The sequence below is a fragment of the Dyadobacter arcticus genome (genome assembly GCF_011762185.1).
GTDB lineage: Bacteria > Bacteroidota > Bacteroidia > Cytophagales > Spirosomataceae > Dyadobacter > Dyadobacter arcticus.
On record NZ_JAASQJ010000001.1, the window covers coordinates 1445775 to 1470744 of the forward strand.

Sequence of the window (24970 nt, forward strand, 5' to 3'; positions counted from 1 at the left end):
ACGGCTGAAAGTCAAACCTACTGTTTGGTGCCGATTAAGAGAATCCAGTCCCAGCCAGGCTGAGAATCGGGTGGCTGTACAACGGGTTCCTCAGAAACCTTATACAATCCGCCGTCCCACCGCCTTCCGGTGCGTGGACTATACCAAACCGCTCCAAATGCGGTTCCGTTCAGGTAAGATAAATTCAGTTTTATGGGCCGTGAGGAAGGCAGATACAACATGGACAACCGTTTGTTGGACAAGGATACTACGCCGATTTCGGCCTTATCCAATGAATCGGACAGCATTTCCGGATTGTCGGGCTGCATATATTCCCAGGGAATGCCTTTCAGGATTTTTACCAGCTCGTGAATGTATTCCGCTCCGTCCTTGGTAATGTTCACTTTCCAGGTCGGGTTGAAATTTTTGATTGTGCTCATGTGACAAAACCCTGCCGCTGAACTCATGATGGATTGGTAAGCCTGGTTCCGGATTAGCGCAGACTGGTCGGTTATTTCTTTTGGGAATTCGGAATTAGCTATCAAAAATGGCCTTAATGCAGCCTCAGCGGAGTTTTTTTGCCAGTTTGCCAGTGCTGCATATTCAGATGGCGTCACAGTGGAGTCGGGGATAATGAATTTTAGATCCGACCGGTTCGGCGACTTATCGTTGCTGTTTGTTGGCGAACAAGTATTCAGGGACGCCAGGATCTGGTCATCTGACTCTGATCGTATCCCTTCCGCAATGGCTTTGAATTGGGAAGTATTCTGGTATTCTTCTTCACTGACTATCCAAATGATGTTGGAAAACTTTGAAAGACGTTTTCCGATATAAGTCCCATAACTTTTCCACGCAAATTCATCCTGGGAGTCGAATACTGTATTCCAGCTTTTTCGGGATACCACAACTCCAACAACAAGATGGCGCTCACGGGCGGCTGTAATTATTTTCTCCAATTGATCAAAGTAAGCTGTGTTGGGTTTGGTAAGGTCGTTGTTTTCCGAAAAGGGAGAAATTTTTGAATAGCTTCTCTGATTGGGCAATGCAGGCAGGACTTGAACGAGGAAAGTATTGAAGGATTGCGATTTACGAATGTCCATGTACTGTACTGCTTCAATATAATTAAGCTTTCGCAGCATTTGCCAGGCGACATCGGCTACCATTAGAAAGGGTACACCGTTGCTATCCGTAATGTGCCGCCCGTTTGGGCTGATCTTTAAAGGAAATTTGGCATCAACCTGTGCGCCAGAAGAAGCAATGCTCCTGGAAGTGCAGAAAATGATAAAGAATGTGAAGAAAAGGTATTTGACCAGCTTCATAATTGAGTCCGGATGGAAATGATAGGTCCTAAATGCACGCTAGCTGTTTTTTAGCAGCTCAATGGCTTGAACAGGATCGGGTGAATTGAAAACGGAACTGCCTGCTACCAAAATGTCAACTCCTTCGCGGATGAGCAGCTGAGCATTGTCGAGGTTAACGCCGCCGTCCACCTCAATCTTGAACGAATAGCCAAATTTTTCCCTCAGTCGATTAAGCCTGGCAACTTTCTGATAGGTGTTTTCGATGAATTCCTGTCCGCCGAAACCCGGATTAACGGACATGATGAGCACGAGGGAAAGGTCACTTAAAATGTCAAACAAGCTTTCCACGGATGTGTGCGGATTTAGAGCGACACCCGGCGCGGCCCCTAGTTCTTTGATATACTGAATGGTACGGTGAAGATTGGGGCAGGCTTCGAAGTGAACTGTAAGGCCGGCGGCACCTGCTTTTTTGAAATCTGCGAGATAGCGGTCAGGTTGTTCTATCATTAAATGAACATCCAGCGGTTTTTTAGCGTGCTTGTAAACCGCTTTGCAAACAGGTATTCCAAAAGATATGTTGGGAACGAACATACCATCCATGACATCCACGTGAATGTAATCCGCCGAACTGGCATTGAGCATTTCAACATCGCGTTGAAGGTTTGCAAAGTCAGCGGCAAGAATGGAAGGGGCAATTTCAGCCATGGAAATCTTAATAGTAAGTTAATCCCGGCGAAATTAGTGAAATACTTGTTGAATGCTAAAAAATGGCCGAAGCCTTGAAATGAAGTCCTTTCAGCAAGGGGGAGCAAACTTCTTGGTCGCCCTGGTATGTTCCCGAAAGCTGATACCTTCCATCGATTAGTTCAAAAACTTCTATTAAGGCTTTTCCGGGGAATGCGATCCAGCATTCTTGTACACCATAATGCTCATAGACTTCTTTTTTAATCACAGTGTCCAACTTGACGCTGTTTTTGGAAACAATCTCAATGACGAGGTCCGGAACACCTCTTACCCATTCCTTCAAAATGCTGTATTTTTCCTTCGATACGAAAAATACATCTGGCTGAAGTGAATTGAGTCCATCTTCCAAGATAACGTCCAGCGGGGCCACAAAAACCTCTCCCAGCTTATTTTTCTTCACATAAGCTCTGAGAATTGCAAACAATTCACCAGAAATTCGCTGATGTGGCAAAAACGGGCTAGGAGCCATAATTTCCTCCCCGTTTATAATTTGAATCCGTTCTGGATTGTAGAAGATTGTTCCTTCGATGATTTCCATAGGTGCCTCCGTTTTTTACGAATATAAATAAATTGGGTAAAACAATCATCTTGCAGAATTTAGGGGAGATACATTACTTAGACGTCACTTTCCTCAAAAAGTCACATAATTATTTTAGATTCTCAAAATTTCGAATAAATCTTAAATTTGGACATAATCACTAAAAGCAGCCGCCAAATCCATGAGTCCCGAACAGCAAATCCAGGAGTTGACCGAAAAACTAGATCATTATAATGACCGTTATTATCAGGATAGCGTGTCAGAAATATCGGATTATGAGTTTGACCTTTTATTAAAGGAATTGAAGGCGCTGGAAGATGCAAATCCGGAATTCAGGCAGCCAGATTCCCCGACACAACGGGTGGGTGGGACCATTACCAAGTCATTTAATGCAGTATACCACCGTTACCCCATGTTGTCGCTCGACAACACTTATAATGAACAAGAGCTTAGGAATTTCGACGAACGGGTTCGAAAAGGATTGGATGGAGAGGCTTATGAGTACATCTGCGAGCTGAAATTTGACGGGATATCATTGAGTTTTACCTACGAAAACGGTGTTTTGGTACGAGGTGTGACAAGAGGGGATGGAACGCGTGGCGACGAGATTACCACCAACATTAAAACGATCCGAACGCTTCCATTGCGAGTAAAATCCCAAAATGTGCCGCCTATGTTTGAGATACGCGGAGAAGGTTTTATGCCACTCAGCTCATTTCAAAAATTGAATGAGGAAATGGAAACATTGGGTGAAAATCAATACGCCAATCCTCGCAATGCCGCTTCGGGCTCATTTAAATTGCAGGATTCTGGGGAAACTGCACGTCGCGCGCTCGATTGCTACATTTATTCTTTTCTGTCCGATCAGGATTTTTTCAAAAGTCATGAGGATAGTCTTTTGGGGCTGAAATCCTGGGGTTTCAATGTTTCTCCCGGCTGGAAAAAGGTTGTCAACATCGACGAAGTCATTGAATACATTCATGAGTGGGAAGAAAAAAGGATAACCCTGCCGCTGGCGACGGACGGTATAGTTATAAAGGTTAATTCATTTGAACAGCAGCGGGAGCTTGGTTTCACGGCGAAAAGTCCCCGCTGGGCCATTTCATTCAAATATAAAGCGGAAAACAAACCGGCAATTCTGCGTCTCGTAACTTACCAGGTGGGCCGGACTGGTGCGATCACGCCGGTTGCTAATCTTTGCGACCTGACGGAGCGCGCACTGCCTTTCAACAAAATAGTAGGTGTTCATCTTTCGGGTACACGGGTGAAGAGGGCTACCTTACATAATGCCAATGAGCTTGAAAGATTGGGTTTGCAGCTTGGAGATACTGTTTTTGTTGAAAAAAGCGGTGAGATCATTCCTAAAATCACGGGCGTGGACATTACCCAGCGTGAACTTTTCCCTACTAAACCCATCATTTTTCCGACGCACTGTCCTGAATGTAATTCGGAATTGCAGCGGAACGATGGTGAGGTAGCATTTTTCTGTCCTAACGACAGCCATTGTCCGCCGCAATTGAAAGGGCGGATTGAGCATTTTATTCATCGCAAGGCAATGAACATTGAAAGTTTGGGTGAAGGTAAAATTGAGTTGCTTTTTGACCTGGACCTCGTTCGCACACCTGCCGATTTATATGATCTGACCTATGAAAGGTTGTTGGGCCTGGAAAAGAACATTACCAATGAAGAAACAGGGAAGGTTAAAAAGATAAGTTTTCGTGAAAAAACGGTCGAAAATATTCTCAATGGAATTGAATTATCAAAAACAGTCCCTTTTAAAAATGTGCTTTTTGCATTGGGAATCCGCTTTGTAGGTGCTACCGTGGCTGAAAAGCTGGCGATTTATTTCAAATCGATCGAAAACCTGAGAACTGCCACGTATGAGCGACTGACTGCTGTTCCTGAGATTGGCGGCAGGATCGCATTAAGCATTGAATCCTATTTCAGCGTTCCTGAAAATCAGCAGCTGGTCGCACGATTGGAACAGGCAGGCCTGCAAATGGAAAGTAATGAGAAGCCTGTCGTGATTGAAAGCAATTTGCTGGAAGGAAAAACATTTGTGATTTCCGGCGTTTTTGAAAATTTTGAACGCGACGATTTGAAGGATAAGATTGAGGTAAACGGGGGCAGGATACTTAGCGGCGTATCGGGAAAGCTTAATTATCTGTTGGCCGGTGCCAATATGGGGCCTTCGAAATTGGAAAAAGCCAGAAAATTGGGTGTGACGATTTTGTCAGAAGAAGAATTTTTGGCAATGCTTGGCGATTCTTAAAGAAAAACGGCACAGAAAGCTAACTTTGCGATTCAAGATCTAACCGTTATATAAGTAAATAATGCCATTGGACCAACGTTTCAAAGGGGTAGGCGCCGCGCTGATTACACCTTTTGATGAACAAAATAAAATTGATTATCCCGGTCTCAAAAGACTGATCGACCTGGTTACTGAAGGTGGTAGCAATTACCTTGTTGTACAAGGAACAACCGGCGAGTCACCTACCGTTTCTTCAAGGGAAAAGTTTGACATTCTGGCATTTACAATAAAGAATAATTACAAGTCGCTACCTATTGTCTATGGCATGGGCGGCAATGATACCCTGTCAGTTTTGGAAAATATCATGGAAACTAACCTCACGGGTGTTGACGCAATACTTTCGGTTTGCCCTTACTACAATAAGCCTACGCAGGAGGGGATTATCGCACATTTTACAGCCATTGCAGATGCTTCACCTGTTCCAATGTTGTTGTACAATGTTCCGGGACGGACTGTGATCAACATGAAGCCAGATACCATCGTCCATTTGTCGGCTCATCCGAATATTATTGGTATTAAAGACGCCGGAGGGAGTTTGGAACAAAGTATGGAACTGGCGGCTCGCGTACCTGATGATTTCCTGCTGCTTTCCGGTGATGATAACCTTGTTACGACTATGGTAAGTGTGGGCTGGCACGGCGTGATTTCCGTAATTGCCAATGCTTTTCCAAAGGAATTTGTAGAATTGACCTGGCATGCATTGGAAGGCAGGTTTAAAGAAGCTGCGAAATTGCAACTGGCCTTTCTCGAATTTGATACTTTACTTTATATCGAATCGAATCCCGTAGGAATAAAGAAATGTCTGGAAATAAAAGGGATATGTGGTTCAGATGTGAGGTTGCCCCTTTTGAAGGCTTCAAAAGAATTGGGCGAGAAACTTGAAAAGGCAATGATCCGTGAAGGATTTCTATAATGATCACTTTTTATCCCGGCCCGTCGAAGGTGTATGACGAAGTGGGCCAATATCTTCAGGAAGCATTTGAAAGTGGCGTGATCAGTGCGAATCACAGGAGCCAGGAATTCATGCAGATGCTGGAAAAAACCATCCATGATCTGAAAATTAAGCTTGCCGTTCCGGATGATTATGAAGTTTATTTCGTGTCATCCGCTACGGAATGCTGGGAAATTATCGCCCAGTCACTGATCGTTGAGTCCAGTCTGCACATTTACAATGGTGCTTTCGGTGAAAAGTGGATGGATTATACAAATAAAATATCACGTAATACAGCGGAAAGTCCTTTTGAATTGAATGAGGTTCTGGTTTTACATGAATCCGTGGTGCGGAAAAATGAGGTGGTTTGCATCACACATAATGAGACTTCCAATGGTACCAAGGTTTCTGATGATTTCTTCGCAAATATTCGTAAGAGGCTTCCCAATGTTATCGCCGTAGATGCTACATCCTCCATGGCAGGCGTGATACTTCCCTGGGAAAATGCGGATGTCTGGTATGCTTCCGTCCAGAAATGCTTTGGACTTCCGGCAGGAATGGCCGTTATGATTGTTTCTCCAAGGGCAATTCAGCAAGCTGTTATGGTCGGCGAAAGGAAACATTACAATAGCCTCCTTTTTACGCGCGATAACTTCCTCAAATTTCAGACACCCTACACGCCCAATACGCTGGGGATTTATCTGATAAGCAAGGTAATGCAACAAGTACCTGCTATTGCCGAAGTGGATTTTCGGACAAAGGAAAGAGCGAAAAGCTGGTACTCATTTCTTGAACATAATGGTTACCAGCTGATGGTGGAAAACGAAGCGGTCCGCTCGGATACAGTGATAGCCGTTCGCGATGCAAAGGAACGGATAGCGGTTTTGAAAAAAGCTGCGAAACAGGAAGGCATTATTCTCGGTAATGGGTATGGCAAAGAAAAAGATACCAGTTTCCGCATTGCCAATTTCCCTGCAATCAACGATAATGAAATTGCCACTTTAAGGGAATTCCTGGCCCGAATGGCTTTAAAAACCGTGAATGAGTAGTAAACGTTAAGGTTTGTATTTAATAAATAAACAATTTCTTAACACCGCATTCATTACATTGTGCGCATAGATATTTTAGAACAATACCAGGCCCAAACCAGATGTCTTGTCGCCCTGGATTCGATTATTTTCGGTTTCGATGGTGAGGAATTAAAATTGTTACTGGTTAAAAGAGGGATTGAGGATGAAACTCATACCTGGTCCCTCATGGGCGGCTGGGTACAACCAGAGGAAAGCCTGGAAAGTGCTTCTTCACGTATTCTGTACGAGCTGACAAGCCTTACGGACATTTACCTGGAACAACTTCACACTTTTGGAAGTCCTCACCGTGACCCGGTCGAGAGAACGGTTTCGGTCGCTTATTTTGCATTGATCAATGTAGAAGATTACGATCATAAGATATCCAAAAACTTTGAGGCGCATTGGTTTTCTATGCAGGAACTTCCCAAACTATTGTTTGACCATGGATCCATGGTTGAGATGGCGATAGAAAATCTGCGGTATAAAGCTTCCCAGCATCCGATCGGATTTGAGCTACTTCCCGAAAAGTTCACGATTCCACAATTGCAAAAGCTCTATGAGGCGATTTTTGGGACTGAGCTTGATAAACGCAATTTCAGCCGTAAGCTGCTTTCCACCAATCTATTGATAAAGCTCGCCGAAAAGCAGAAGGGTTACTCTAAAAAAGGCGCTTACTTTTATAGAATCGACGAAGAAAAGTATAAGAAGCACTTTAACAATTTCCTTAACTTCCTTCCCGGCAGCACTTCCTAAAATCATTGCTCGATTGCTACCTGATTTACACGATATTCATTTAACCCAATAAAAAATGCAACAATTGGACAGCCTTAATCAGGTCGCCGAATTTCATCGGACATTTAAACATCCCATACTGCCAATCCCAACTATTCCTTCTGAGGACCGCAGCAGGTTGCGCGTAGCTTTGCTCGCTGAGGAGTTGAAAGAGCTGGAAGTTGCTATTTTGGAAAAGGACATTGTAGAGGTGGCCGATGCGCTTTGCGATTTACAATATGTACTATCTGGTGCCGTGCTTGAATTTGGGTTGGGGGAAAAATTCAGGGATCTTTTTGACGAAGTACAGCGGTCCAATATGTCCAAAGCCTGCCTTAGCATTGCCGAGGCAGAAGCAACCGTAGCACATTACCAGGCAAAAGGAACAGAATGCTATTTTAAGGAAGACAATGGCAAGTATCTGGTTTACAGAACATCTGATGACAAAACCCTTAAAAATATAAATTATTCACCCGCCGATTTGAGCTCCATCATTGGATCAAACTGAATATGACATCTGTTCTTGAACGTTTCCTGACGTACGTGCAAATCGATACCCGGTCCGACCCTAACTCTGTCAGTTTTCCGAGTACTTCAAAACAAAGACATCTGAGTAACCAGTTGGCTGTTGAATTGCAGGAATTGGGGATCAAGGATGCGCATGTAGATGAACATGGATATGTGTATGCGACGATACCATCCACTTCAGAGAAGATCAATGTTCCCGTAATTTGTTTCTGTTCCCACGTGGACACTTCACCGGACGTTACAGGGGCCAATGTGCAGCCTATCATACATTATAAATGGGACGGATCGGACATTGTTTTACCTGATGATTCCAAGCAGGTACTTCGCATGAGCGAAATGAATGATCTGGATCAACAAGTTGGTAATGATATCATTACAGCCAGCGGCACTACCTTATTGGGAGCAGATAACAAGGCAGGTGTAGCAGAAATAATGGCCGCCGCAGCGTATTTGATGCAACATGCTGAGGTTAAGCATGGAGTAATTAAAATTCTTTTCACACCTGACGAAGAAGTGGGTCGTGGTACCGAAAAAGTGGATTTGGTGAAGCTAGGGGCAGATTTTGGGTATACCATAGATGGCGAGGCGATTGGGACATTGGAAGACGAGACGTTCTCGGCAGATGCAGTAAAAATAACCATTTACGGTGTCAGTACCCATCCAGGATATGCCATCGGAAAGCTCGAAAATGCGGTGAAAATTGGATCTGATATTATTGCACGCTTGCCAAAAGGTTCGCTTTCACCCGAGACGACAGAAGGTAAGCAAGGATTTATCCATCCTGTCCAAATTGAAGGGATTCAGGAAAAAGTCGTCTTAGGGTTCATCATTCGTGATTTTACAACTGCCGGACTCGTTGAAAAGGAAGATTTGCTTAGAAAAATAACAGACGAGGTTCTTGCAAATTATCCACATTCAACGGCAGAATTTGATGTGCATGAGCAGTATCGAAATATGAAAGTGATTCTCGATCAGCATCCTTCTGTAATTGAAAACGCACTTACAGCAATGGAACGGGCCGGACTTAACCCAATCCAAAGAAGCATTCGCGGAGGTACTGACGGCTCGCGGCTGTCATTTATGGGTTTACCCTGTCCCAACATTTTCGCTGGAGAACATGCTTTTCATTCCAAATTAGAATGGGTTTCAGTCCAGGATATGGAAAAAAGCCGTAGAAGTAATCGTCAACCTCTGCCAAGTTTGGGAAGAAAAAGTATAACATTCACTCATCACCTCCATGGCGAAAAAAGCCAAATTCTACGTAGTCTGGCAAGGACGAAAAACGGGGATATTTACCGATTGGAAAGAGTGTGAGGCCCAGATCAAGGGTTTTGAAGACGCACGGTACAAATCTTTTGAATCGATCCAGGAAGCGGAGACGGCTATCCAGCGGGATTATTGGGATTTTGTATCAAAAAAAGAAAGTAAACCTGCAATTAAAGATATTCCTGTAAACATTGGCAAGCCAATCAAAAACAGCATTGCGGTTGACGCCGCCTGGAATACATCATCCGGAGATATGGAGTACCAAGGCGTTTATTATGCCACAGGTGAACGTATTTTTCTGCAAGGGCCTTTTAAAGATGGGACAAATAACATTGGAGAATTTCTGGCCATCGTTCATGCATTGGCTTATCTTCAGAAAAAAGAAAGCGAATTACCTATTTATAGTGACTCCCGAACTGCGATTGGTTGGATTAAAAAGAAGCATGCGAATACAAAATTGGTGTTAACACCGCGAAATAAGCCTGTTTTTGAAATGCTTCAACGCGCCGAACGCTGGCTGGCAAGTAATAGCTTTAATAATAAAATCTTGAAGTGGGAAACGGAATACTGGGGTGAAAATCCAGCCGATTTTGGAAGGAAATAATGCATATGGCACGAAATACAACGTTTAAGTTCAAGCAATTTACCATTCAGCAGGATCAATGTGCGATGAAAGTATGCACGGACGCCTGCGTATTGGGTGCCTGGGCAGATGTGCATGATGCCGACCGGATTTTGGATATAGGAACTGGAACCGGGTTGCTTTCGCTAATGGTAGCGCAGCGGAATTCATATGGCATGATCGATGCTGTGGAAATTGATGCGGAGGCCTTTTACCAGGCTGGTGAAAATGTCGAAAAAAGTCCGTTTCATCAGCGCATATCCTTGTTCCATTCCGCCGTTCAGGAGTTTGAGTCGGAGCATCAATATGATGTGATCATTACCAATCCGCCCTTTTTTCAATCCGACCTATTGTCGCCCATTCAAAAAATAAACATTGCCCATCATGCCAGCGCACTGGATTTTGCTGAATTATTAGGGTCCATAGACAAGTTATTGAAGCCGGACGGGATATTTAATATTCTTTTTCCGGTCAGTGAGGGAAATGAGTTTTATGAAAAAGCCCAATTATCAGGCTGGTTCCTCGTAAGAAAATTGACATTGTACCACTATGAGGGAAAAAGGGCTTTTCGGCAATTAATGACTTTTAGTCGAGAGGAACCTGTTCACAATCCAGTTGATGAGGAAGTCTTATATATCTATGAACCGGATGGAAAAACGTATCATGCGGGCTTCAAAGATTTATTGAAAGACTTTTATTTGAAATTTTGAAAGGGAAAACCACGACCTTTGCGCCTTGATCCAAAGACATCGCTTTAAACATTCATGACCAATTCAGCTCTTCAGATTTCTGTTGTAATTCCGCTTTTTAATGAAGATGAGTCATTGCCGGAACTCAGCGAATGGATAGTAAGAGTAATGAATGATCATGATTTCTCGTACGAGATACTGTTTATTGATGACGGCAGCCGGGATAATTCCTGGAATGTCATTAGCGGACTTTCACTCGAAAATCCTTATATCCGCGGTTTTCGTTTTGTAAGAAATTATGGCAAGACCGCTGCATTACAAACCGGTTTTCAGGCGGCGAGAGGAGAGGTGATCATTACAATGGATGCCGACATGCAGGATAGCCCCGACGAAATTCCTGAACTTTACAAAATGATCAGGGAGGATCAATTTGATCTGGTATCAGGGTGGAAGAAAAAGCGGTATGATCCGGTCACAAAGACAATCCCGACCAAAATATTCAATTCGGCTACCAGGAGTATCTCGGGAGTGGCGCTCCACGACTTTAATTGCGGTTTGAAGGCCTATCGAAAAGAAGTGGTAAAAAACATTACAATTTATGGTGAAATGCATCGCTACATTCCGGTTATTGCTAAATGGAATGGTTTTGCAAGGATAGGAGAGAAGGTCGTCCAGCACAGGCCCAGGAAGTACGGTTACACGAAATTCGGCTTGGAACGGTTCATTTTTGGCTTTCTGGACTTGCTTTCAATCGCCTTTGTAAATAAGTTTGGACGTCGCCCAATGCATTTGTTCGGCAGCTTGGGAACCCTTATGTTTTTCCTGGGAAGTGTTATCGCCTTTTGGCTTTTAGGGAAAAAAATCTACAATATTTACAATTTGCAGCCCTACCGGAACGTCACCGAAAATCCTTTGTTTTTTCTCGCTCTGGTTGCAATTATGGTTGGGTCACAATTATTTCTTGCCGGGTTTTTAGGAGAACTTTTGGTGAAGCAATCTGTTTCCAAAACAGGTGACTATAATGTTTCGGATCAGGTGGGAGGATGAGTGAAAACATGACAAAAATTAGTATATTAAGTTATTATCCATTTCATAAATAATGATCGCAAACGTACACAAAGCACATCCATGGCATGGGATTCCAATGGGTGATAATGCACCAGACCTGGTTACCGCCTTTATCGAGATTGTTCCTACTGATACTGTTAAATACGAAATTGACAAAGTGACTGGTTATCTTAAAATTGACCGTCCACAGAAATATTCAAACATTGTCCCTGCACTGTACGGATTTATTCCAAAGACTTATTGTTCGGAGAAAATCGCAAAACTAGCGAGAGAACGTTCCGGACGCGATGTAACAGAGGGCGACGGTGACCCGCTCGATATCATTGTTCTTTGTGAAAAAATCATTTCACATGGTAATATCCTTTGCGAAGCCAAGCCGATCGGTGGGATTCGTTTGCTTGATGGCGGCGAAGCGGATGATAAAATTATCGCCGTTTTGAAAGGAGATGAGGTTTATGGGAGTTATTCAGATATTACTGAACTTCCAGAAGGGATTGTAGAGCGTCTGAAACATTACTTTCTTACTTACAAGAACCTCCCGGGTGAAAAAGCCAAAATTGAAATCACCAATGTATATGGTAAAGAGGAAGCGCACGAAGTAATCCTTACATCCGTGGAGGATTACAAGCATTCCTATTATTGATAGTTTACACCAGTTCTTCATGAGTAATATACAAGAGATTAGGAAACGCCGCACCTTCGCGATCATCAGTCACCCGGATGCCGGAAAAACGACTTTAACTGAGAAGCTATTGCTTTTTGGAGGGGCGATCCAGACTGCGGGAGCGGTTAAATCCAATAAAATAAAAAAAACTGCTACCTCTGATTTCATGGAAATTGAAAAGCAGAGGGGTATATCCGTTGCCACTTCGGTGATGACTTTCGAATATAAGGATCTGCTGATCAATATCTTGGATACACCAGGTCACAAAGACTTCGCAGAAGATACTTATAGGACATTAACCGCTGTTGATAGCGTAATCCTGGTTGTGGACTGTGTAAAAGGCGTGGAAGAGCAGACCGAAAGGTTGATGGAGGTGTGCCGGATGAGAAATACACCCGTTATCATTTTTATCAACAAACTGGACCGGGAAGGCCAAAATCCATTTGAATTATTGGATGAGCTTGAAAATAAGCTGAGTATCCGTGTTCGTCCGCTTACCTGGCCGATTAATATGGGTGCGAATTTTAAAGGAGTTTACAGTCTATATGAACAAATGCTGTATTTCTTTAAAATCAATAAAACTAAGATTGAGAGTAATGTTGCAAAGGTAAGTTTGGATGATGAAAAGCTGATCGATCTGGTAGGTGAGAAGGATGCGGAGCAACTCATTGAAGATGTGGAATTAGTAGAAGGCGTATACGATATTTTCTCCGAAGAAGCATATCAGAAAGGCCAGTTAGCACCAGTGTTTTTTGGAAGCGCCATCAATAACTTCGGTATTAAGGAGCTTCTGGATACCTTTTGTGAAATTTCACCCATTCCTCAGCCTAGGCCAACGGATGTGCGGGAGGTTGAACCCACTGAGCCAAAGTTCACCGGCTTTGTATTTAAAATTCATGCAAACCTTGACCCGAGACACCGGGACAGAATCGCGTTTTTGAGGATATGTTCAGGTAAGTTTGAAAGAGGTAAGTTTTATAAGCATGTTAGGCTAAATAAGGAAGTGCGCTTTTCCAGCCCATTTACATTTATGGCTTCCGACAAAAGCGTGATGGACGAGGGCTTCCCTGGTGATGTGGTTGGTCTTTATGATACGGGTAGCTTCAAAATCGGAGATACGTTGACTGAAGGTGAAATTCTTCAATTTTCGGGGATTCCCAGCTTTTCGCCAGAGATCTTTAAAGAGCTGATCAATATGGATCCGATGAAATCCAAACAATTGGAGAAAGGCATTCAGCAGCTTACAGATGAAGGAGTTGCGCAGCTTTTTACATTGGATCTTGGAAACCGGAAAATAGTAGGTACAGTTGGTGAACTTCAGTTTGATGTGATCCAATATCGTCTGGAACATGAATACGGCGCGAAATGTCGTTGGGTCCCGATGAGTACTTCACGCGCCTGCTGGCTTACATCGGACGAAAAGCCCGCCATGGATCAATTTATCCGTTTAAAAGGTAACCAAATCGCATACGATAAAGATCGCAACCCTGTTTTTCTAGCCGATTCAGAATGGATGATCCGTATGAATCGCGAAAATAACCCGGCCATTCATTTCCATTTCACATCCGAATTTAAAACGGAGATGGCAATTTAGGATTTGGGTACAAATACAAAAAGGCGCTGGGTTTGTCACCTCAGCGCCTTTTATGTTAATAGCTTTCAGATATCCGGCCTAATTTTCGGCCTTTCTTTCGCCACGGTTAGCGCGACGATCTTCCAGCATTGTTTTGTATTTGTCTTGCTGCTCAACGGTGAGGATTTTCGCCAGCTCCGTATTGAAAGTTTCCATGGATGCCCTCATCTGAGTTCTGTCCTGACTTTGTGTATCCCGCGCCTCTTTCATTTTCTGCGCACGGGCCAGGCTCAATGCATAAACCTGTTTTTGCTGATCATCCGAAAGTTTCAAGTTTTCGGTCAAAGTTTTGGTCTGGTTTTCAGCCCGCGCTTCCGGAGTCATATTCGAATCCTGACGTTGTGCGAAAGCAGTAACACTTATAAATGCCAATATGATGGCAAACAATCCTTTCCTCATGGTTATAAAGTTTAGATACCAGGGTTAGAGTATAAAATCGTGCGCAGGTTTAAACGTACCCGCTACTTTTAATAAAACATTTTAACTGCAAGCGCGACTGCGATGGCGCAAGTGTAACTCATAAGTGTTCCCACCAGCACATATTCTGACTTCTTGCTGATGTAGGCAGGTGAAATATCACCCGCCGCTGCCTTATCATTATACCTCAGCAGAGATTTTGCAGCAATAAGGAAACCGATGGCTGCGAATTGGCTGACTAATACGAATACAAAAATGAGCAGTCGTTCGGACATCCCGATCCAGCGCCCTGCATTGGCGAGATTGTCGTTAGCGTCCGGCGCAAGTCTGGTTAATTCTTCGCGCCATGGTTTGGTAAGAATGCCAACCAAAAACGATACAGGCGAGAGGGATACCAGTGCGCCCGCTAGTACGGCCAATGTTTTGGGTGTGTAAAGCCAGGTTTTGAATGTATCAAATCCAGCGGGTAAATTGTCGTTGATAATCAGTGCGGTGATGATAATGCTTATTAAATGGGCAGTCTGATCTGCCACAAACCAGGTAAGTGTGCCTTTTTTATCAAATCTTGTTTTGAGGATATCAATAATACCATGGACAAGGCCAAGGGCAAGCGCGGGCCACGGATTATTCCATTGGCCGAGCAGGAGGTAGGATACGAAAATGACCAGGATTACATGGAAATACAGGTATTTGGACTTGAATGACTTTTGTTTTTTGTCAATGACCCAGGAGGTGGGCTGCCAGTAAAAATCTACGAGAACATGGGCCAGAAGCAGGAGCAGAAATTCCGTCATAGTGATAATCATTTTGTGTATAGTGCTAAATGCTTTGGAAAGGTAGTAAGAAAATTTTCAATTGCCCACCATTTTGAAGCCGCTATTCGTTGGCTTGCGGCAGGCTGGCTTATTGAAAGTTTTTCGGCTATCTGTGTCACATTATGACCATGCATTAATGCTACAATTACTTCACTTTGTGCAGGTGTCCAGCTTTCGATCAGGGTTTCCAGCAGATCCAACGTGGCGTTTAATGGTTCCGATGAGATTGGTAAAGCAATACCGATCCTGGCTTTTTGTTTACGGATATTATCCGCTAGATGGCCGGATAAGCGGAATGCCTCTCCGTCCGAGGTTCCGGCCCGATCGGTAAGCGGCTCTATTTTACCAATTCCTATCGCAATACGCAAGTCGGTGTTTGGCGAATGCCGGCGCATGATTGCCCTCGCAAGTATTGCTACTTTCATAGCTTCGGAGGCATTCTTTAAAACGCCCTGAAAGCTGTCTCCCCGATAAATTTCCGGCTTTAATGCCCAGTGTAGGGATTGGTGCTGGCGTAGCATAATGAGCATGCTTTCAAGCCATTGAGTAGTTTCGTCTCTTGAAAAAAGAGTAGAATTAACCATGTCAGCTGTAACTACCGCCGGATACTTTTTCATACGTTGACATAAGGCTTTTACCTTATAATTAACAAATATAAGGTAAAAAGCTTATATCATAAGATTATAAGCAAAAAGCCTTATATTTAGCGAATATAAGGTAAAAGCCTTATACTTTTTGAAGCAGTATTTTAACCAATGCCTCCCATTCTTCCTTTAAAGAGCCTTTAAATACCTCTTTACCAGCTCTTTTGTACCAGTACCCTGCATTCCAGGTGTCTCCTTCGACCCTGTGGAGATATGCATGTAGATGGTCGAATAATGGTGTTCCTTCGCTGCTTTGTGCAATGTTGTGGGCAGCCTCCCAATTGCCGTTTGCGTCATGCCAAAGGGCTTTTAGGAGAACTGTAAGGCTATCGGGAGGTGATGCCATGGATAGGGATTCTTCAAATTGTTCGTAGGTCATAAGCTTTAAAATGAATGAAGGAACGTGCAAAAAAACGAGTCAAAAGATGCAAAATAAATACCTCACGCTCTTTCATTGAAATCTTAGCGTTTGCCGAAGGGAAAAAATAGGGTGGCTTAATCCTCTCCAACCAAATAAATCCCATCGTTCGCCAACTTGATCAGCCCTTGTTTGTAAAGTGCGCCGATGGCCTTTTTGAATACTTTTTTGCTGATCTGTAATCGCTTGTAAATTTCTTCAGGCGAGCTGCTGTCAGAAAGGTTGAGAAAGCCGTTGCCTTTTTTGACCTCTTCCAGTATTTGATTTGCAGAGGGCTCTATTACTTCAATCCCCGCTTTTTGGAGGCTGATATCAAGCCTGTTATCCTCCCGAATTTTTTTAACATAGCCTTTCAGAGAATCTCCAGCTTTCAATTCTCGAAAAACTTCATTTCCGTAAATGAGGCCTTTGTGATATTGATTTACAACAGCATTATAACCTAAGTCAGTTTTCTGCCAGATCAAGAGGTCTACTTCGTCGCCTTCTTTTACGGTTAACCGTTCGTTATCAACAAACTTATCTATCCGGGTCGAAGCCAGTAAACGCGAAGTTTTTTGATCCATATAAAGAAAAACCACATACCATTCACCGATTTCCATGGGCTTGCTTTGTTCGCGGAATGGGACGAAAAGGTCTTTTATCAAACCCCAATCCATGAATGCGCCATATTCGGATACATCCTTTACTTCAAGGAATGCGAATTCATTACGGATGATCTTGGGAGTTTCGGTAGTTGCGACCGGACGGTCTTCGGAGTCGAGGTAGACGAAAACTTTGATGTTATCCCCGACCTGCATTTCGTCGGTCAGATATTGGTTGGGCAACAGAACTTCTTCGCCTTCCACATCACTTAAAAACATGCCTACACTGGTTACCCGCTCAATCGTCAGGTGATTGTATTTTCCTATAAAAAGCATTCTGGACTAAACAAAGGTTGTTTGCAAAGGTAATGTTTTCGGGTAGAAAACAGGTTTTGCCTGCTGCGATACCTTTTAAGGTGAATGCTTTATTGGCGAGGGATTGTTATTGCAGCGTATTGCTAAGTCTTTTCAATTCAATCTCGGCAGCTTTCGCTGCATAGTTCAGGTTGATCATTCGGTAGCCAGCATCTTCAAAGCTTCGTTGAGCTTCACGTACATCGATAATCGTTGCCTGTATCAGTTGAAAGCGTTGCAAGGTAAGATCGAGTAGTTGCTTGCTCAATGCATAATTTTGCTTTTGGGTTTCAAGCTGTTGCAGCGAGCTGAGGTAGGTTTGGTACATCTTCACCACACCAGCATTGTAATCCCGAAGAATTGAACTTCTTTGTAATTCGGCGCTTGAAGTGTTTATTTCTGCAGCTTGCTGTTGTCTCTTAAAAGCGGAACCATTGTAAATGGGAATAGACAATGTCAAACCTGCATTTGGTCCCAAAGACCTGTTAAGAAGCGTAAAACCAGCAGCAGCCTGGTTGCGGGAGTAATTGTAAGCGGTATTAAACCGGACAGTCGGGTACCGCAATGCAGCTGTTTCTCTCACAATGAGTTCGTTGATACGGATCTGATGATCCGCCGCTTTCACATCCGCATTTAATGTAAGCCGGTCGAGAATTGTATCCAGTTTTAAATCATTGTCCACTGTGATCGTGTCCCGGATTGTCAGCGCAGCTTTGGGATCCAGAGTAAGTATTCTCAAAAGCTCCGTCTTCGCAACCTGCGCTACCATTAACTGGTCCTGGAAAGTTTGATTTAGGGTATTCAAATCAATTTGCGCCTGAAATAGATCCGCATTATTAGCCATTCCCGCTTCCTTACGCACCTGAAGAATTTCAAGTCTTTTTTCCGATGCTTGTATCGAAGTTCGGACGGTATTGAGATAGCTAAGCTGACGGACTACATCATAATAGCTTGTCATTACCAATGCAATGGTATTCTGAACTTGGGAATTGAGCAACTCAGCGCTTTGATATTGTAATTCTGCAAGCCGCTTTTTCGTGGAGACGACCCTTTTCCCATTATAAAGAAGTATCCCTGCCGATACATTGATTTGTGTGTTATTACCCGCTGCGGCATTACGGTTAATGGACGTCCCATCATTCAATTTCTGGTTTACCTGAGTAATCTGCTCGGTATTGGAAGCGTTTGCAGCAACAACTGGCAGGCCGCCGGCCACGCCATAGTTGTTTAGAAGTGTATTGATTTCAACATTATTCTTAGCAATTTCTATTTCATAACTACTTTTTAAAGCAGTTGCAATCGCTTCATCCAATGTTAGGGTCAGGCTGTCTGATGCCTGATAACAATAAGCATTGCTACCGCAAAGCAAAAGAAATAGGGTTAGTTTTTTTGTATTCTTAAAGATTGCTAGCGGGTTCATGCAAAGACAATGAGGATTGATATGAATTAGTGAGCAGCGAAATCCAAAGTTAAGCAGCAAGTTCTTCCGCCATTTTCTGCTCCTGGGTTTTCTTGTGTTTTTTTGGCGAAATAAAGGTATAGACTGCTGGAATAACAAATAGCGTCAGAATGAGGGAGAACATTAACCCACCAACGATAACTACGCCCAATGGAACCCGGCTGGTTGCCGCGGCCCCAAGGCTCATGGCAATCGGCAATGCTCCAAATGCAGTCGCGAGGCTGGTCATTAATATTGGTCTTAGACGTTGGGTCGCAGATTCTACCGCGGCGGCCATTCGGCTCATTCCCTGTTCCCTTTTTTGGTTTGCGAATTCCACAATCAGGATACCATTTTTTGTCACAAGCCCAATCAGCATAATCATTCCGATCTGCGAGAAGATATTGATAGTGAGTCCAAACAGATATAAGCTGAGCAATGCACCTGCCAGCGCTAGTGGTACCGTAATCATAATAATGAACGGATCTGTAAAACTTTCAAACTGTCCTGCTAGTACCAGGTAAACCAGGATCAGCGCGAGCCCAAACGCAAAGCTTGTGTTAGACGAACTCTCCTCGAAATCGCGCGAAGAACCAACAAGGGAAGTTTGGAATGATTCGTCAAGCAGCTTTGTGGCTATGCGTCTCATTGAAGCTACGCCATCGCCGATGGTTTTTCCCTCGACGAGTGAGGCAGAGACGGTTGCGCTTTTATACCTGTTGAAGTGATAAATGGTTGGAGGGCCACTTTCTTCCTTCATTTGAACTACAGCAGTAAGCGGAATATTTTCGCCTCTGGTATTTCGTACATATAGTTTTTCAATATCCGCTGGCTTGTTTCGCTCGGCGCGCTCCACCTGACCAATCACCTGATACTGCTGACCATTCATGATAAAATAGGCGAGTCTTCTGCCACTGAATGCAGATTGTATTGCTGCTGCCACATCAGACGTAGATAACCCTAAGTCACGTGCTTTCAGACGGTCAATAGTAAGTCTTATCTCTGGTTTATTGAATTTAAGATTAACGTCAACATTCTGGAATGTGGGATCTTGCCGCGCAGCTTCTAAAAATTGGGGCAACACCTCAGACAACTTACCAAAGTCAAGATTCTGAAGAACAAACTGAACCGGCAAGCCGCCTCTTGATCCTTGGCCCACAGCAATGGTCTGTTCCTGCGTAGCGAAAATCCTTGCATCATTGAACCTGGAAAGCTTTTTATTGATTTCTTGTGCAAGATCATTCTGACTTTTCTTCCTCTCACCTGCGGGGACCAGTCCAATACGGGCTGTACCGCTATTGACACCACCGCCTCCAAAGCCGGGTGTCGCGGAAAAAGTGAATGCTCGTTCAGGCACAGAATCATTTAAGAAATTAGACAGCTGATCTGAAACCTGTTGCATTTCGTCGAAGCTGGTACCTTCGGGAGCCGATAAGTTGAAGCGAATGCTATTCCTGTCCTCCATGGGTGCCAGTTCGCTCTGCAAGTTGGTGTAGGTGAACCAAATGATAACACCGCATGCCGATACAATCACCCAGGCGATCCAGCGTACCTTCATAAATCCACGAAGGCTTCTGTTGTACCCGTCTTCCATGCCGGTAAAAAAGGGCTCAGTTTTATTGTAAAACCACCCATGGCCTGCACTTTTACGATTTAAAAAAACATTTAAAACTGGTGTGATCGTCAATGAAACAAATGCAGAGATCAAAACCGCAGAGGCAACAACTATCCCAAATTCTCTGAACAAACTTCCCACAAACCCTTCTAGAAAAATAACAGGAAGAAACACAACGGCAAGGGTAAGTGATGTGGAGATAACCGCAAAGAAGATCTCCCGGCTACCCTCCAACGCGGCCTGCCTGATTGGAAGGCCACTTTCAAGCTTTCGAAATATGTTCTCCGTGACCACAATACCATCATCCACCACCAGTCCTGTGGCCAGTACAATCCCTAAAAGTGTAAGGATATTAATTGAAAAACCGAACAGGTACATGACGAAGAATGTCGCGACCAATGAAATCGGGATATCGATAAGCGGCCGTATTGCCACTACGAAACTTCTGAAAAAGAACAGGATAACAATGACAACCAGAGAAAATGCAATGAAAAGCGTTTCCTCTACTTCTTCGATGGATTGACGTACCAGCCTGGTATTATCAATGAGGACATTGAAAGTAATGTCTGATTTGTTTGACTTCTGAATTTCTGCAAGGCGCTTGTTGAACTCATCCGAAATTTCGACATAATTGGCGCCTGGTTGTGGAATAACTGCTAGCCCAACCGCATACATGCCATTGTATTTCCAACTTTGTTCCTCGTTTTCAGGTCCAAGCTCAACTTTTGCAACATTTGCCAGGCGTATTATTCCGGCGCTATCATTACGAATTACAAGATCACTGAATTCCTTTTCGGTTGTAAGACGGCCCATCGTCCGTATCGTGAGCTCAGTATTGTCGCCATATATTTTTCCAGCGGGGAGTTCAACGTTTTCGGCACTGAGCGTACTGGTAATATCATTAAAAGAGATGCTGTACGCGCTCATTTTATCCGGATCCAGCCAGATGCGCATTGCATAACGTTTCTGTCCAAAAATATTGATAGCACTTACCCCATCGATCGTTTGCAGGCTTTGCTGAAGAACATTCTCTGCATATTCACTGAGCTCCAATAAACCTTTTGAAGGGCTTTGTACAGCTAGCAGCAAGATGAAATCGCTATTTGCATCGGCTTTGCTGACAACCGGAGGCGCATCCACATCTTGCGGAAGGTTTCGTTGTGCCTGACTTACCTTATCACGTACATCATTGGCAGCACCTTCCAGATCTGCTTCCAGGTTGAATTCAACGGTAATGTTACTGGAACCGATCTGGCTGGAAGAGCTGATGCTTTTAATCCCGGGAATACCATTAATACTTTTTTCAAGCGGCTCGGTGATCTGACTTTCAATGATATCAGCATTGGCACCCGTGTAACTGGTCCGTACATTTACGATAGGAGGGTCAATGGCTGGATAGTCACGCAACGACAGGAAGTTATAACCAACTACACCAAATAATATGATGAGAAGGTTCATGACGACGGCCAATACAGGCCGTTTAAGGGATAGTTCGGAAATATTCATAAGACAGGTTTCAAGGGAATAGTCATTGCAACTCCGTTACTTACTTGCGACATTTAAGGCTCTTACACTTCTCACTTTTACTGGCGCATCGGGACGGGTAAAAAGCACACCGGAAACGACCACCGTGTCACCCACAGAAAGGCCTTTTGTTACCTCAACCACGTCTTCCTTCCGATCTCCGGTTTCAATACTGACAAACACGGCCTTACCACCTTTCACAGTCACTGCCTTTTTTCCCATCGCTTCGGGAATGATGCAGTTGGTTGGAATCATGATACTGTTTTTATTGGAACTTGCATTCAGATAAACCTTTGCAAATGATCCCGGACTAGTCGAACCTGAATTCAGGATTGCTCGTACGGTTATGTTCCTGGTCGTTTGGTTAACCTGAGGTTCCAGCGCAATGATCCGGGCCGTCTCTCTTTTCCCGGCATTTTGATCCAGCAAAACTTCCACATTCCCCCCTTTTGTAATGTACTTCTGGTAATTTTCAGGAATTGTAAAATCAATTCTCAAATTGGCAAGCTGTTGCATGGTAGCGATTACGCTATTTGGTGATACAACAGATCCTGCACTCACTTTTCTCAACCCAATCACACCTGTAAACGGTGCCTTCACAATCGTTTTATTAATAAGTGCTTGTGTATAAACCATATCAGCCTTTAAAGTATTCACCTGGTTGGCTGCCAAATCATAATCAGCCTGATTGATTCCATTGATAGCAACCAATTGTTTTAACCTTTTCTCAGTTGTTTCCGCAAGATCCAATTGAATTTTTGATTTGTCCAGCTGCGCTACAAGATCCGCGCTATTGATTCTTGCAATAACCGTTCCTTTTTGAACTGTACGCCCCTCTGGAACATTCAGAAACGTAAGTAAACCACTTACTTCGGGTCTTAACTCTGCAAACTCGTTAGCGACGATTGTTCCATTCACCTCAACCTTCTCACTGATCCGCTCTTCTTTGAGAACAATGACGTCAACAGTCGTTGGGCCACCACCAGCCTTTTGCTGGAAAGTATCTTTTTTCTCACCGCATGAAAGCGTGAGGAAGAATGTACCCGCCAGGAAAATATAGGAGAATGATTTTTTAACGACTGGTAATCTGTCCGCAGAGGACTTTGTGATCGAATTCATAGGGTTGGCAATATTCCAAACTGAAGGTTTAGGCTCTAAAAAAACAACTTATTTTCTCCGAAGAGTAATTTTCAAAATTATATATTAATCTTAGACGGATTAGACTTTTTTGTACTATAAAAGTTTAATATTGAAAAATATTTTAAAATGTCGCAGCGATGACTTGGAGGAGTGTTTCACATTTTAGCTCGGTTTCTTCCCATTCTTTTTCCGGAACTGAATCTTCCGTAATTCCTGCACCTGCAAACAAAGTAGCCAGTCCGTCCTTAAACCTTACCGTTCTTAGATTTACAAAAAGACTTGTATTGCCCCCGATCTGCGCAGGGCCCAAAAACCCGCTGTAAAATGACCGGTCATAGCTTTCAATTTCAGCAATAAATTTCATGCTAGGTATCTTGGGAACTCCACAAACTGCGGAAGTAGGATGAAGCAATTTCAGCATTACTGATCCCAGCTCGGGAAAATTCAATGCGTTGGTGTCAACTTCAAAATCAGTTCTGAGGTGGTACAAATTTCCTGCTAAAACTGTTCTGGGGCCGGTTTCTATGTATTCCCTGAGCCGTATTTTTTTAAAGCATTCTACAATATAACGGCTTACAAGGGCATGCTCCTCAATTTCTTTCTCGCCCCAGCGAATGTCATATTTGGGGATCAGGTGACCCGATTTGTCGTGCGAACTTTGGGTACCGGCCAGGGACATAGTAGTGAATGCACCACCTGAGTTCTGGCGGGTGAGTAGTTCAGGGCTTGCGCCAAGCCATTGTTCCTTTTGTTCAGGCAGATTTACCAGCGAAACAAAAGCATGTGGATATGCTTTGGCAAGTTTTTGAAATGCTTTTACAGGCTGAAAATCGTCCGAATAGGAAAGCTCCCTGGTCCTGGAAAGAACGACTTTCTTAAACTGATTTTGTCGGATCGCTGCCACTGCCAATTCCACCGTTCTCTTGAATCGCGTTTTTGGATCGATGCTGTCTGCATTAGGCGTTTCATACAATTCATTTCTGGAAGGACTTACGCTTTCCAAAGCAAGATCTTCGGTAAGCTGAACCAGTCTCTTAACCTCGGAATGTTCTTCGCCCAAATTGTTGCGAACATTATCTAGCAGCCCTCCTTCGGCAAACGTGAGGATAATGTCACCTTCAAGGAAAAGTACCTCCTGTTCATCTTCCCAAAGGAATTTGCTAATAATAAATCCGGGAGAAAGTTTTTCGAGCTCAGGCTGACATTTTCGTATTCCCTCACGTACAGATATGAGAAGGTTTATTTCATTGGTATGAGGAAGTCGCCATAGCGCAGAGGGAAACCCCAATTGTTTGGATGCGGCCCACAAGTCTTGAACTTTGAGACCGTCAAAGATGGAAATTTGATGATCGGTTTGTAATGAGAGCATTTATTAAAGTTATAATGATCCTCGCTCGATTTGCCTGCAAATTAGCCTTGACGGCTCGAATTAACAATAGCAACCGTTAGTCTACTTATGCACACCAGTTTGTTTTGTTCATTGGTAATCCTGATGTCCCAAATATGGGTTGTCCTGCCAATGTGAATCGGTTTTACAGTACCATAAACAAAGCCTTCCTTTACCGGTCTTAAATGGTTCGCATTAATTTCAAGCCCGACCGCTTGCTGCTCTTCATCTGTTATACACAAAAAAGAAGCAATGCTCCCCAGGGTTTCGGCCAGTACAACGGATGCTCCTCCATGAAGGATACCGAAGGGTTGGTGGGTCCGCTTATCCACCGGCATTCGTCCCGTAACATAGTCACTGCCAATTTCTAAGAATTCTATTCCCAGATGGTGTGCGATGGTATTTTGGCTAAAAGTATGTAGTTGATCTATTGAGGCGGTTTTGGTAAACATATCTAAAAAATATATAAATTTGTGTTGGCTTTATTGAGCGGAAACAAGGTATTTACAAAAATAATATTTA

At 43.5% G+C, this 24970-nt stretch carries 23 protein-coding genes and 1 pseudogene; 11 read left to right on the top strand and 13 right to left on the bottom strand.

Translation table 11 applies throughout. From position 1 onward, the window contains the following. Positions 1 to 17: 17 nt before the first annotated feature. From FHS68_RS06105 to FHS68_RS06115, 3 genes are read right to left on the bottom strand one after another with little or no spacing between them, the layout of a single operon-like run. The gene (locus FHS68_RS06105; protein WP_167268146.1) at positions 18 to 1298 is read right to left on the bottom strand and encodes an apiosidase-like domain-containing protein; all 1281 of its coding nucleotides are present in this window, start codon (positions 1296 to 1298) and stop codon (positions 18 to 20) included. Between the two features lie 39 nt (positions 1299 to 1337). Then, on the bottom strand, positions 1338 to 1985 hold the full coding sequence (rpe, locus tag FHS68_RS06110) for a ribulose-phosphate 3-epimerase (RefSeq protein WP_167268148.1): 648 nt from the start codon (positions 1983 to 1985) through the stop codon (positions 1338 to 1340). Positions 1986 to 2040: 55 nt separating this feature from the next. After that, positions 2041 to 2562, bottom strand: a complete 522-nt coding sequence (locus tag FHS68_RS06115; protein ID WP_167268150.1) for a Uma2 family endonuclease — start codon at positions 2560 to 2562, stop codon at positions 2041 to 2043. Between the two features lie 181 nt (positions 2563 to 2743). Between FHS68_RS06115 and ligA the strand changes: the two genes are divergently transcribed. The 11 genes and pseudogenes from ligA (at position 2744) to FHS68_RS06170 (ending at position 14076) form a co-directional block, all read left to right on the top strand. Further along, positions 2744 to 4834, top strand: coding sequence for an NAD-dependent DNA ligase LigA (ligA, locus tag FHS68_RS06120; protein ID WP_167268152.1), 2091 nt, complete (start codon positions 2744 to 2746; stop codon positions 4832 to 4834). 61 nt (positions 4835 to 4895) lie between these two features. Beyond that, on the top strand, positions 4896 to 5786 hold the full coding sequence (gene dapA / locus FHS68_RS06125) for a 4-hydroxy-tetrahydrodipicolinate synthase (RefSeq protein ID WP_167268154.1): 891 nt from the start codon (positions 4896 to 4898) through the stop codon (positions 5784 to 5786). Then, positions 5786 to 6853 carry an aminotransferase class V-fold PLP-dependent enzyme gene (locus FHS68_RS06130; protein ID WP_167268156.1) on the top strand — a complete coding sequence of 356 codons (1068 nt, stop codon included), beginning with the start codon at positions 5786 to 5788 and terminating at the stop codon, positions 6851 to 6853. The genes dapA and FHS68_RS06130 overlap by 1 nt, the downstream gene beginning before the upstream one ends. 60 nt (positions 6854 to 6913) lie before the next feature. Next, complete coding sequence (locus FHS68_RS06135; RefSeq protein WP_167268158.1) at positions 6914 to 7627, top strand: NUDIX hydrolase; 714 nt, start codon at positions 6914 to 6916, stop codon at positions 7625 to 7627. Between the two features lie 55 nt (positions 7628 to 7682). After that, positions 7683 to 8153, top strand: a complete 471-nt coding sequence (locus tag FHS68_RS06140) for a pyrophosphohydrolase domain-containing protein (protein WP_167268160.1) — start codon at positions 7683 to 7685, stop codon at positions 8151 to 8153. A gap of 2 nt (positions 8154 to 8155) precedes the next feature. Continuing rightward, positions 8156 to 9392: pseudogene (gene pepT / locus FHS68_RS06145) on the top strand (peptidase T). An 18-nt stretch (positions 9393 to 9410) separates the two neighbouring features. Beyond that, the gene (locus FHS68_RS06150; RefSeq protein WP_167268161.1) at positions 9411 to 10043 is read left to right on the top strand and encodes a ribonuclease H1 domain-containing protein; all 633 of its coding nucleotides are present in this window, start codon (positions 9411 to 9413) and stop codon (positions 10041 to 10043) included. Positions 10044 to 10048: 5 nt separating this feature from the next. Next, positions 10049 to 10771: a tRNA1(Val) (adenine(37)-N6)-methyltransferase gene (locus FHS68_RS06155; protein ID WP_167268163.1), complete on the top strand. Its 723-nt coding sequence runs from the start codon at positions 10049 to 10051 to the stop codon at positions 10769 to 10771. Positions 10772 to 10825: 54 nt separating this feature from the next. Beyond that, positions 10826 to 11797, top strand: a complete 972-nt coding sequence (locus FHS68_RS06160) for a glycosyltransferase family 2 protein (RefSeq protein ID WP_167268165.1) — start codon at positions 10826 to 10828, stop codon at positions 11795 to 11797. A 52-nt stretch (positions 11798 to 11849) separates the two neighbouring features. Further along, on the top strand, positions 11850 to 12461 hold the full coding sequence (locus tag FHS68_RS06165) for an inorganic pyrophosphatase (RefSeq protein WP_208408176.1): 612 nt from the start codon (positions 11850 to 11852) through the stop codon (positions 12459 to 12461). 19 nt (positions 12462 to 12480) lie between these two features. Continuing rightward, positions 12481 to 14076, top strand: coding sequence for a peptide chain release factor 3 (locus FHS68_RS06170; protein ID WP_167268167.1), 1596 nt, complete (start codon positions 12481 to 12483; stop codon positions 14074 to 14076). 78 nt (positions 14077 to 14154) lie between these two features. Here the strand turns inward: FHS68_RS06170 and FHS68_RS06175 are convergent, their stop codons facing one another. The 10 genes from FHS68_RS06175 to FHS68_RS06220 all read right to left on the bottom strand — a co-directional run bounded on the left by FHS68_RS06175 (position 14155) and on the right by FHS68_RS06220 (position 24900). Continuing rightward, entirely contained in the window at positions 14155 to 14514 is a 360-nt protein-coding gene (locus tag FHS68_RS06175) for a DUF4890 domain-containing protein (protein ID WP_167268169.1), read from the bottom strand. 68 nt (positions 14515 to 14582) lie between these two features. After that, entirely contained in the window at positions 14583 to 15326 is a 744-nt protein-coding gene (locus tag FHS68_RS06180; RefSeq protein ID WP_167268171.1) for a DUF3307 domain-containing protein, read from the bottom strand. Positions 15327 to 15334: 8 nt separating this feature from the next. Then, complete coding sequence (locus FHS68_RS06185) at positions 15335 to 15964, bottom strand: hypothetical protein (protein WP_167268173.1); 630 nt, start codon at positions 15962 to 15964, stop codon at positions 15335 to 15337. Positions 15965 to 16073: 109 nt separating this feature from the next. Then, positions 16074 to 16370, bottom strand: a complete 297-nt coding sequence (locus tag FHS68_RS06190) for a hypothetical protein (protein WP_167268175.1) — start codon at positions 16368 to 16370, stop codon at positions 16074 to 16076. 116 nt (positions 16371 to 16486) lie between these two features. Next, a complete protein-coding gene (locus tag FHS68_RS06195; RefSeq protein WP_167268177.1) occupies positions 16487 to 17326 on the bottom strand; it encodes a CvfB family protein in 840 nt (279 codons plus the stop codon). A gap of 106 nt (positions 17327 to 17432) precedes the next feature. Beyond that, positions 17433 to 18764, bottom strand: coding sequence for a TolC family protein (locus FHS68_RS06200; RefSeq protein WP_167268179.1), 1332 nt, complete (start codon positions 18762 to 18764; stop codon positions 17433 to 17435). A gap of 49 nt (positions 18765 to 18813) precedes the next feature. Beyond that, positions 18814 to 21903 (bottom strand): efflux RND transporter permease subunit, encoded by a 3090-nt coding sequence (locus FHS68_RS06205; RefSeq protein WP_167268181.1) that lies wholly within the window; start codon positions 21901 to 21903, stop codon positions 18814 to 18816. Positions 21904 to 21939: 36 nt separating this feature from the next. Continuing rightward, positions 21940 to 23040: an efflux RND transporter periplasmic adaptor subunit gene (locus tag FHS68_RS06210; RefSeq protein ID WP_167268183.1), complete on the bottom strand. Its 1101-nt coding sequence runs from the start codon at positions 23038 to 23040 to the stop codon at positions 21940 to 21942. 142 nt (positions 23041 to 23182) lie between these two features. Further along, positions 23183 to 24430, bottom strand: a complete 1248-nt coding sequence (locus FHS68_RS06215; protein WP_167268185.1) for a chorismate-binding protein — start codon at positions 24428 to 24430, stop codon at positions 23183 to 23185. A 41-nt stretch (positions 24431 to 24471) separates the two neighbouring features. Then, on the bottom strand, positions 24472 to 24900 hold the full coding sequence (locus FHS68_RS06220) for a hotdog fold thioesterase (protein WP_167268187.1): 429 nt from the start codon (positions 24898 to 24900) through the stop codon (positions 24472 to 24474). Positions 24901 to 24970 lie beyond the last annotated feature (70 nt).

Coding starts and splice junctions, on each gene's coding strand:
- FHS68_RS06195 (WP_167268177.1), bottom strand. CDS start 17,326: ATGCTTTTTATAGGAAAATACAATCACCTGACGATTGAGCGGGTAACC.
- dapA (WP_167268154.1), top strand. CDS start 4,896: ATGCCATTGGACCAACGTTTCAAAGGGGTAGGCGCCGCGCTGATTACA.
- FHS68_RS06215 (WP_167268185.1), bottom strand. CDS start 24,430: ATGCTCTCATTACAAACCGATCATCAAATTTCCATCTTTGACGGTCTC.
- FHS68_RS06105 (WP_167268146.1), bottom strand. CDS start 1,298: ATGAAGCTGGTCAAATACCTTTTCTTCACATTCTTTATCATTTTCTGC.
- rpe (WP_167268148.1), bottom strand. CDS start 1,985: ATGGCTGAAATTGCCCCTTCCATTCTTGCCGCTGACTTTGCAAACCTT.
- FHS68_RS06130 (WP_167268156.1), top strand. CDS start 5,786: ATGATCACTTTTTATCCCGGCCCGTCGAAGGTGTATGACGAAGTGGGC.
- FHS68_RS06160 (WP_167268165.1), top strand. CDS start 10,826: ATGACCAATTCAGCTCTTCAGATTTCTGTTGTAATTCCGCTTTTTAAT.
- FHS68_RS06115 (WP_167268150.1), bottom strand. CDS start 2,562: ATGGAAATCATCGAAGGAACAATCTTCTACAATCCAGAACGGATTCAA.
- ligA (WP_167268152.1), top strand. CDS start 2,744: ATGAGTCCCGAACAGCAAATCCAGGAGTTGACCGAAAAACTAGATCAT.
- FHS68_RS06185 (WP_167268173.1), bottom strand. CDS start 15,964: ATGAAAAAGTATCCGGCGGTAGTTACAGCTGACATGGTTAATTCTACT.
- FHS68_RS06190 (WP_167268175.1), bottom strand. CDS start 16,370: ATGACCTACGAACAATTTGAAGAATCCCTATCCATGGCATCACCTCCC.
- FHS68_RS06150 (WP_167268161.1), top strand. CDS start 9,411: ATGGCGAAAAAAGCCAAATTCTACGTAGTCTGGCAAGGACGAAAAACG.
- FHS68_RS06205 (WP_167268181.1), bottom strand. CDS start 21,903: ATGAATATTTCCGAACTATCCCTTAAACGGCCTGTATTGGCCGTCGTC.
- FHS68_RS06200 (WP_167268179.1), bottom strand. CDS start 18,764: ATGAACCCGCTAGCAATCTTTAAGAATACAAAAAAACTAACCCTATTT.
- FHS68_RS06210 (WP_167268183.1), bottom strand. CDS start 23,040: ATGAATTCGATCACAAAGTCCTCTGCGGACAGATTACCAGTCGTTAAA.
- FHS68_RS06220 (WP_167268187.1), bottom strand. CDS start 24,900: ATGTTTACCAAAACCGCCTCAATAGATCAACTACATACTTTTAGCCAA.
- FHS68_RS06155 (WP_167268163.1), top strand. CDS start 10,049: ATGGCACGAAATACAACGTTTAAGTTCAAGCAATTTACCATTCAGCAG.
- FHS68_RS06180 (WP_167268171.1), bottom strand. CDS start 15,326: ATGACGGAATTTCTGCTCCTGCTTCTGGCCCATGTTCTCGTAGATTTT.
- FHS68_RS06170 (WP_167268167.1), top strand. CDS start 12,481: ATGAGTAATATACAAGAGATTAGGAAACGCCGCACCTTCGCGATCATC.
- FHS68_RS06140 (WP_167268160.1), top strand. CDS start 7,683: ATGCAACAATTGGACAGCCTTAATCAGGTCGCCGAATTTCATCGGACA.
- FHS68_RS06165 (WP_208408176.1), top strand. CDS start 11,850: ATGATCGCAAACGTACACAAAGCACATCCATGGCATGGGATTCCAATG.
- FHS68_RS06175 (WP_167268169.1), bottom strand. CDS start 14,514: ATGAGGAAAGGATTGTTTGCCATCATATTGGCATTTATAAGTGTTACT.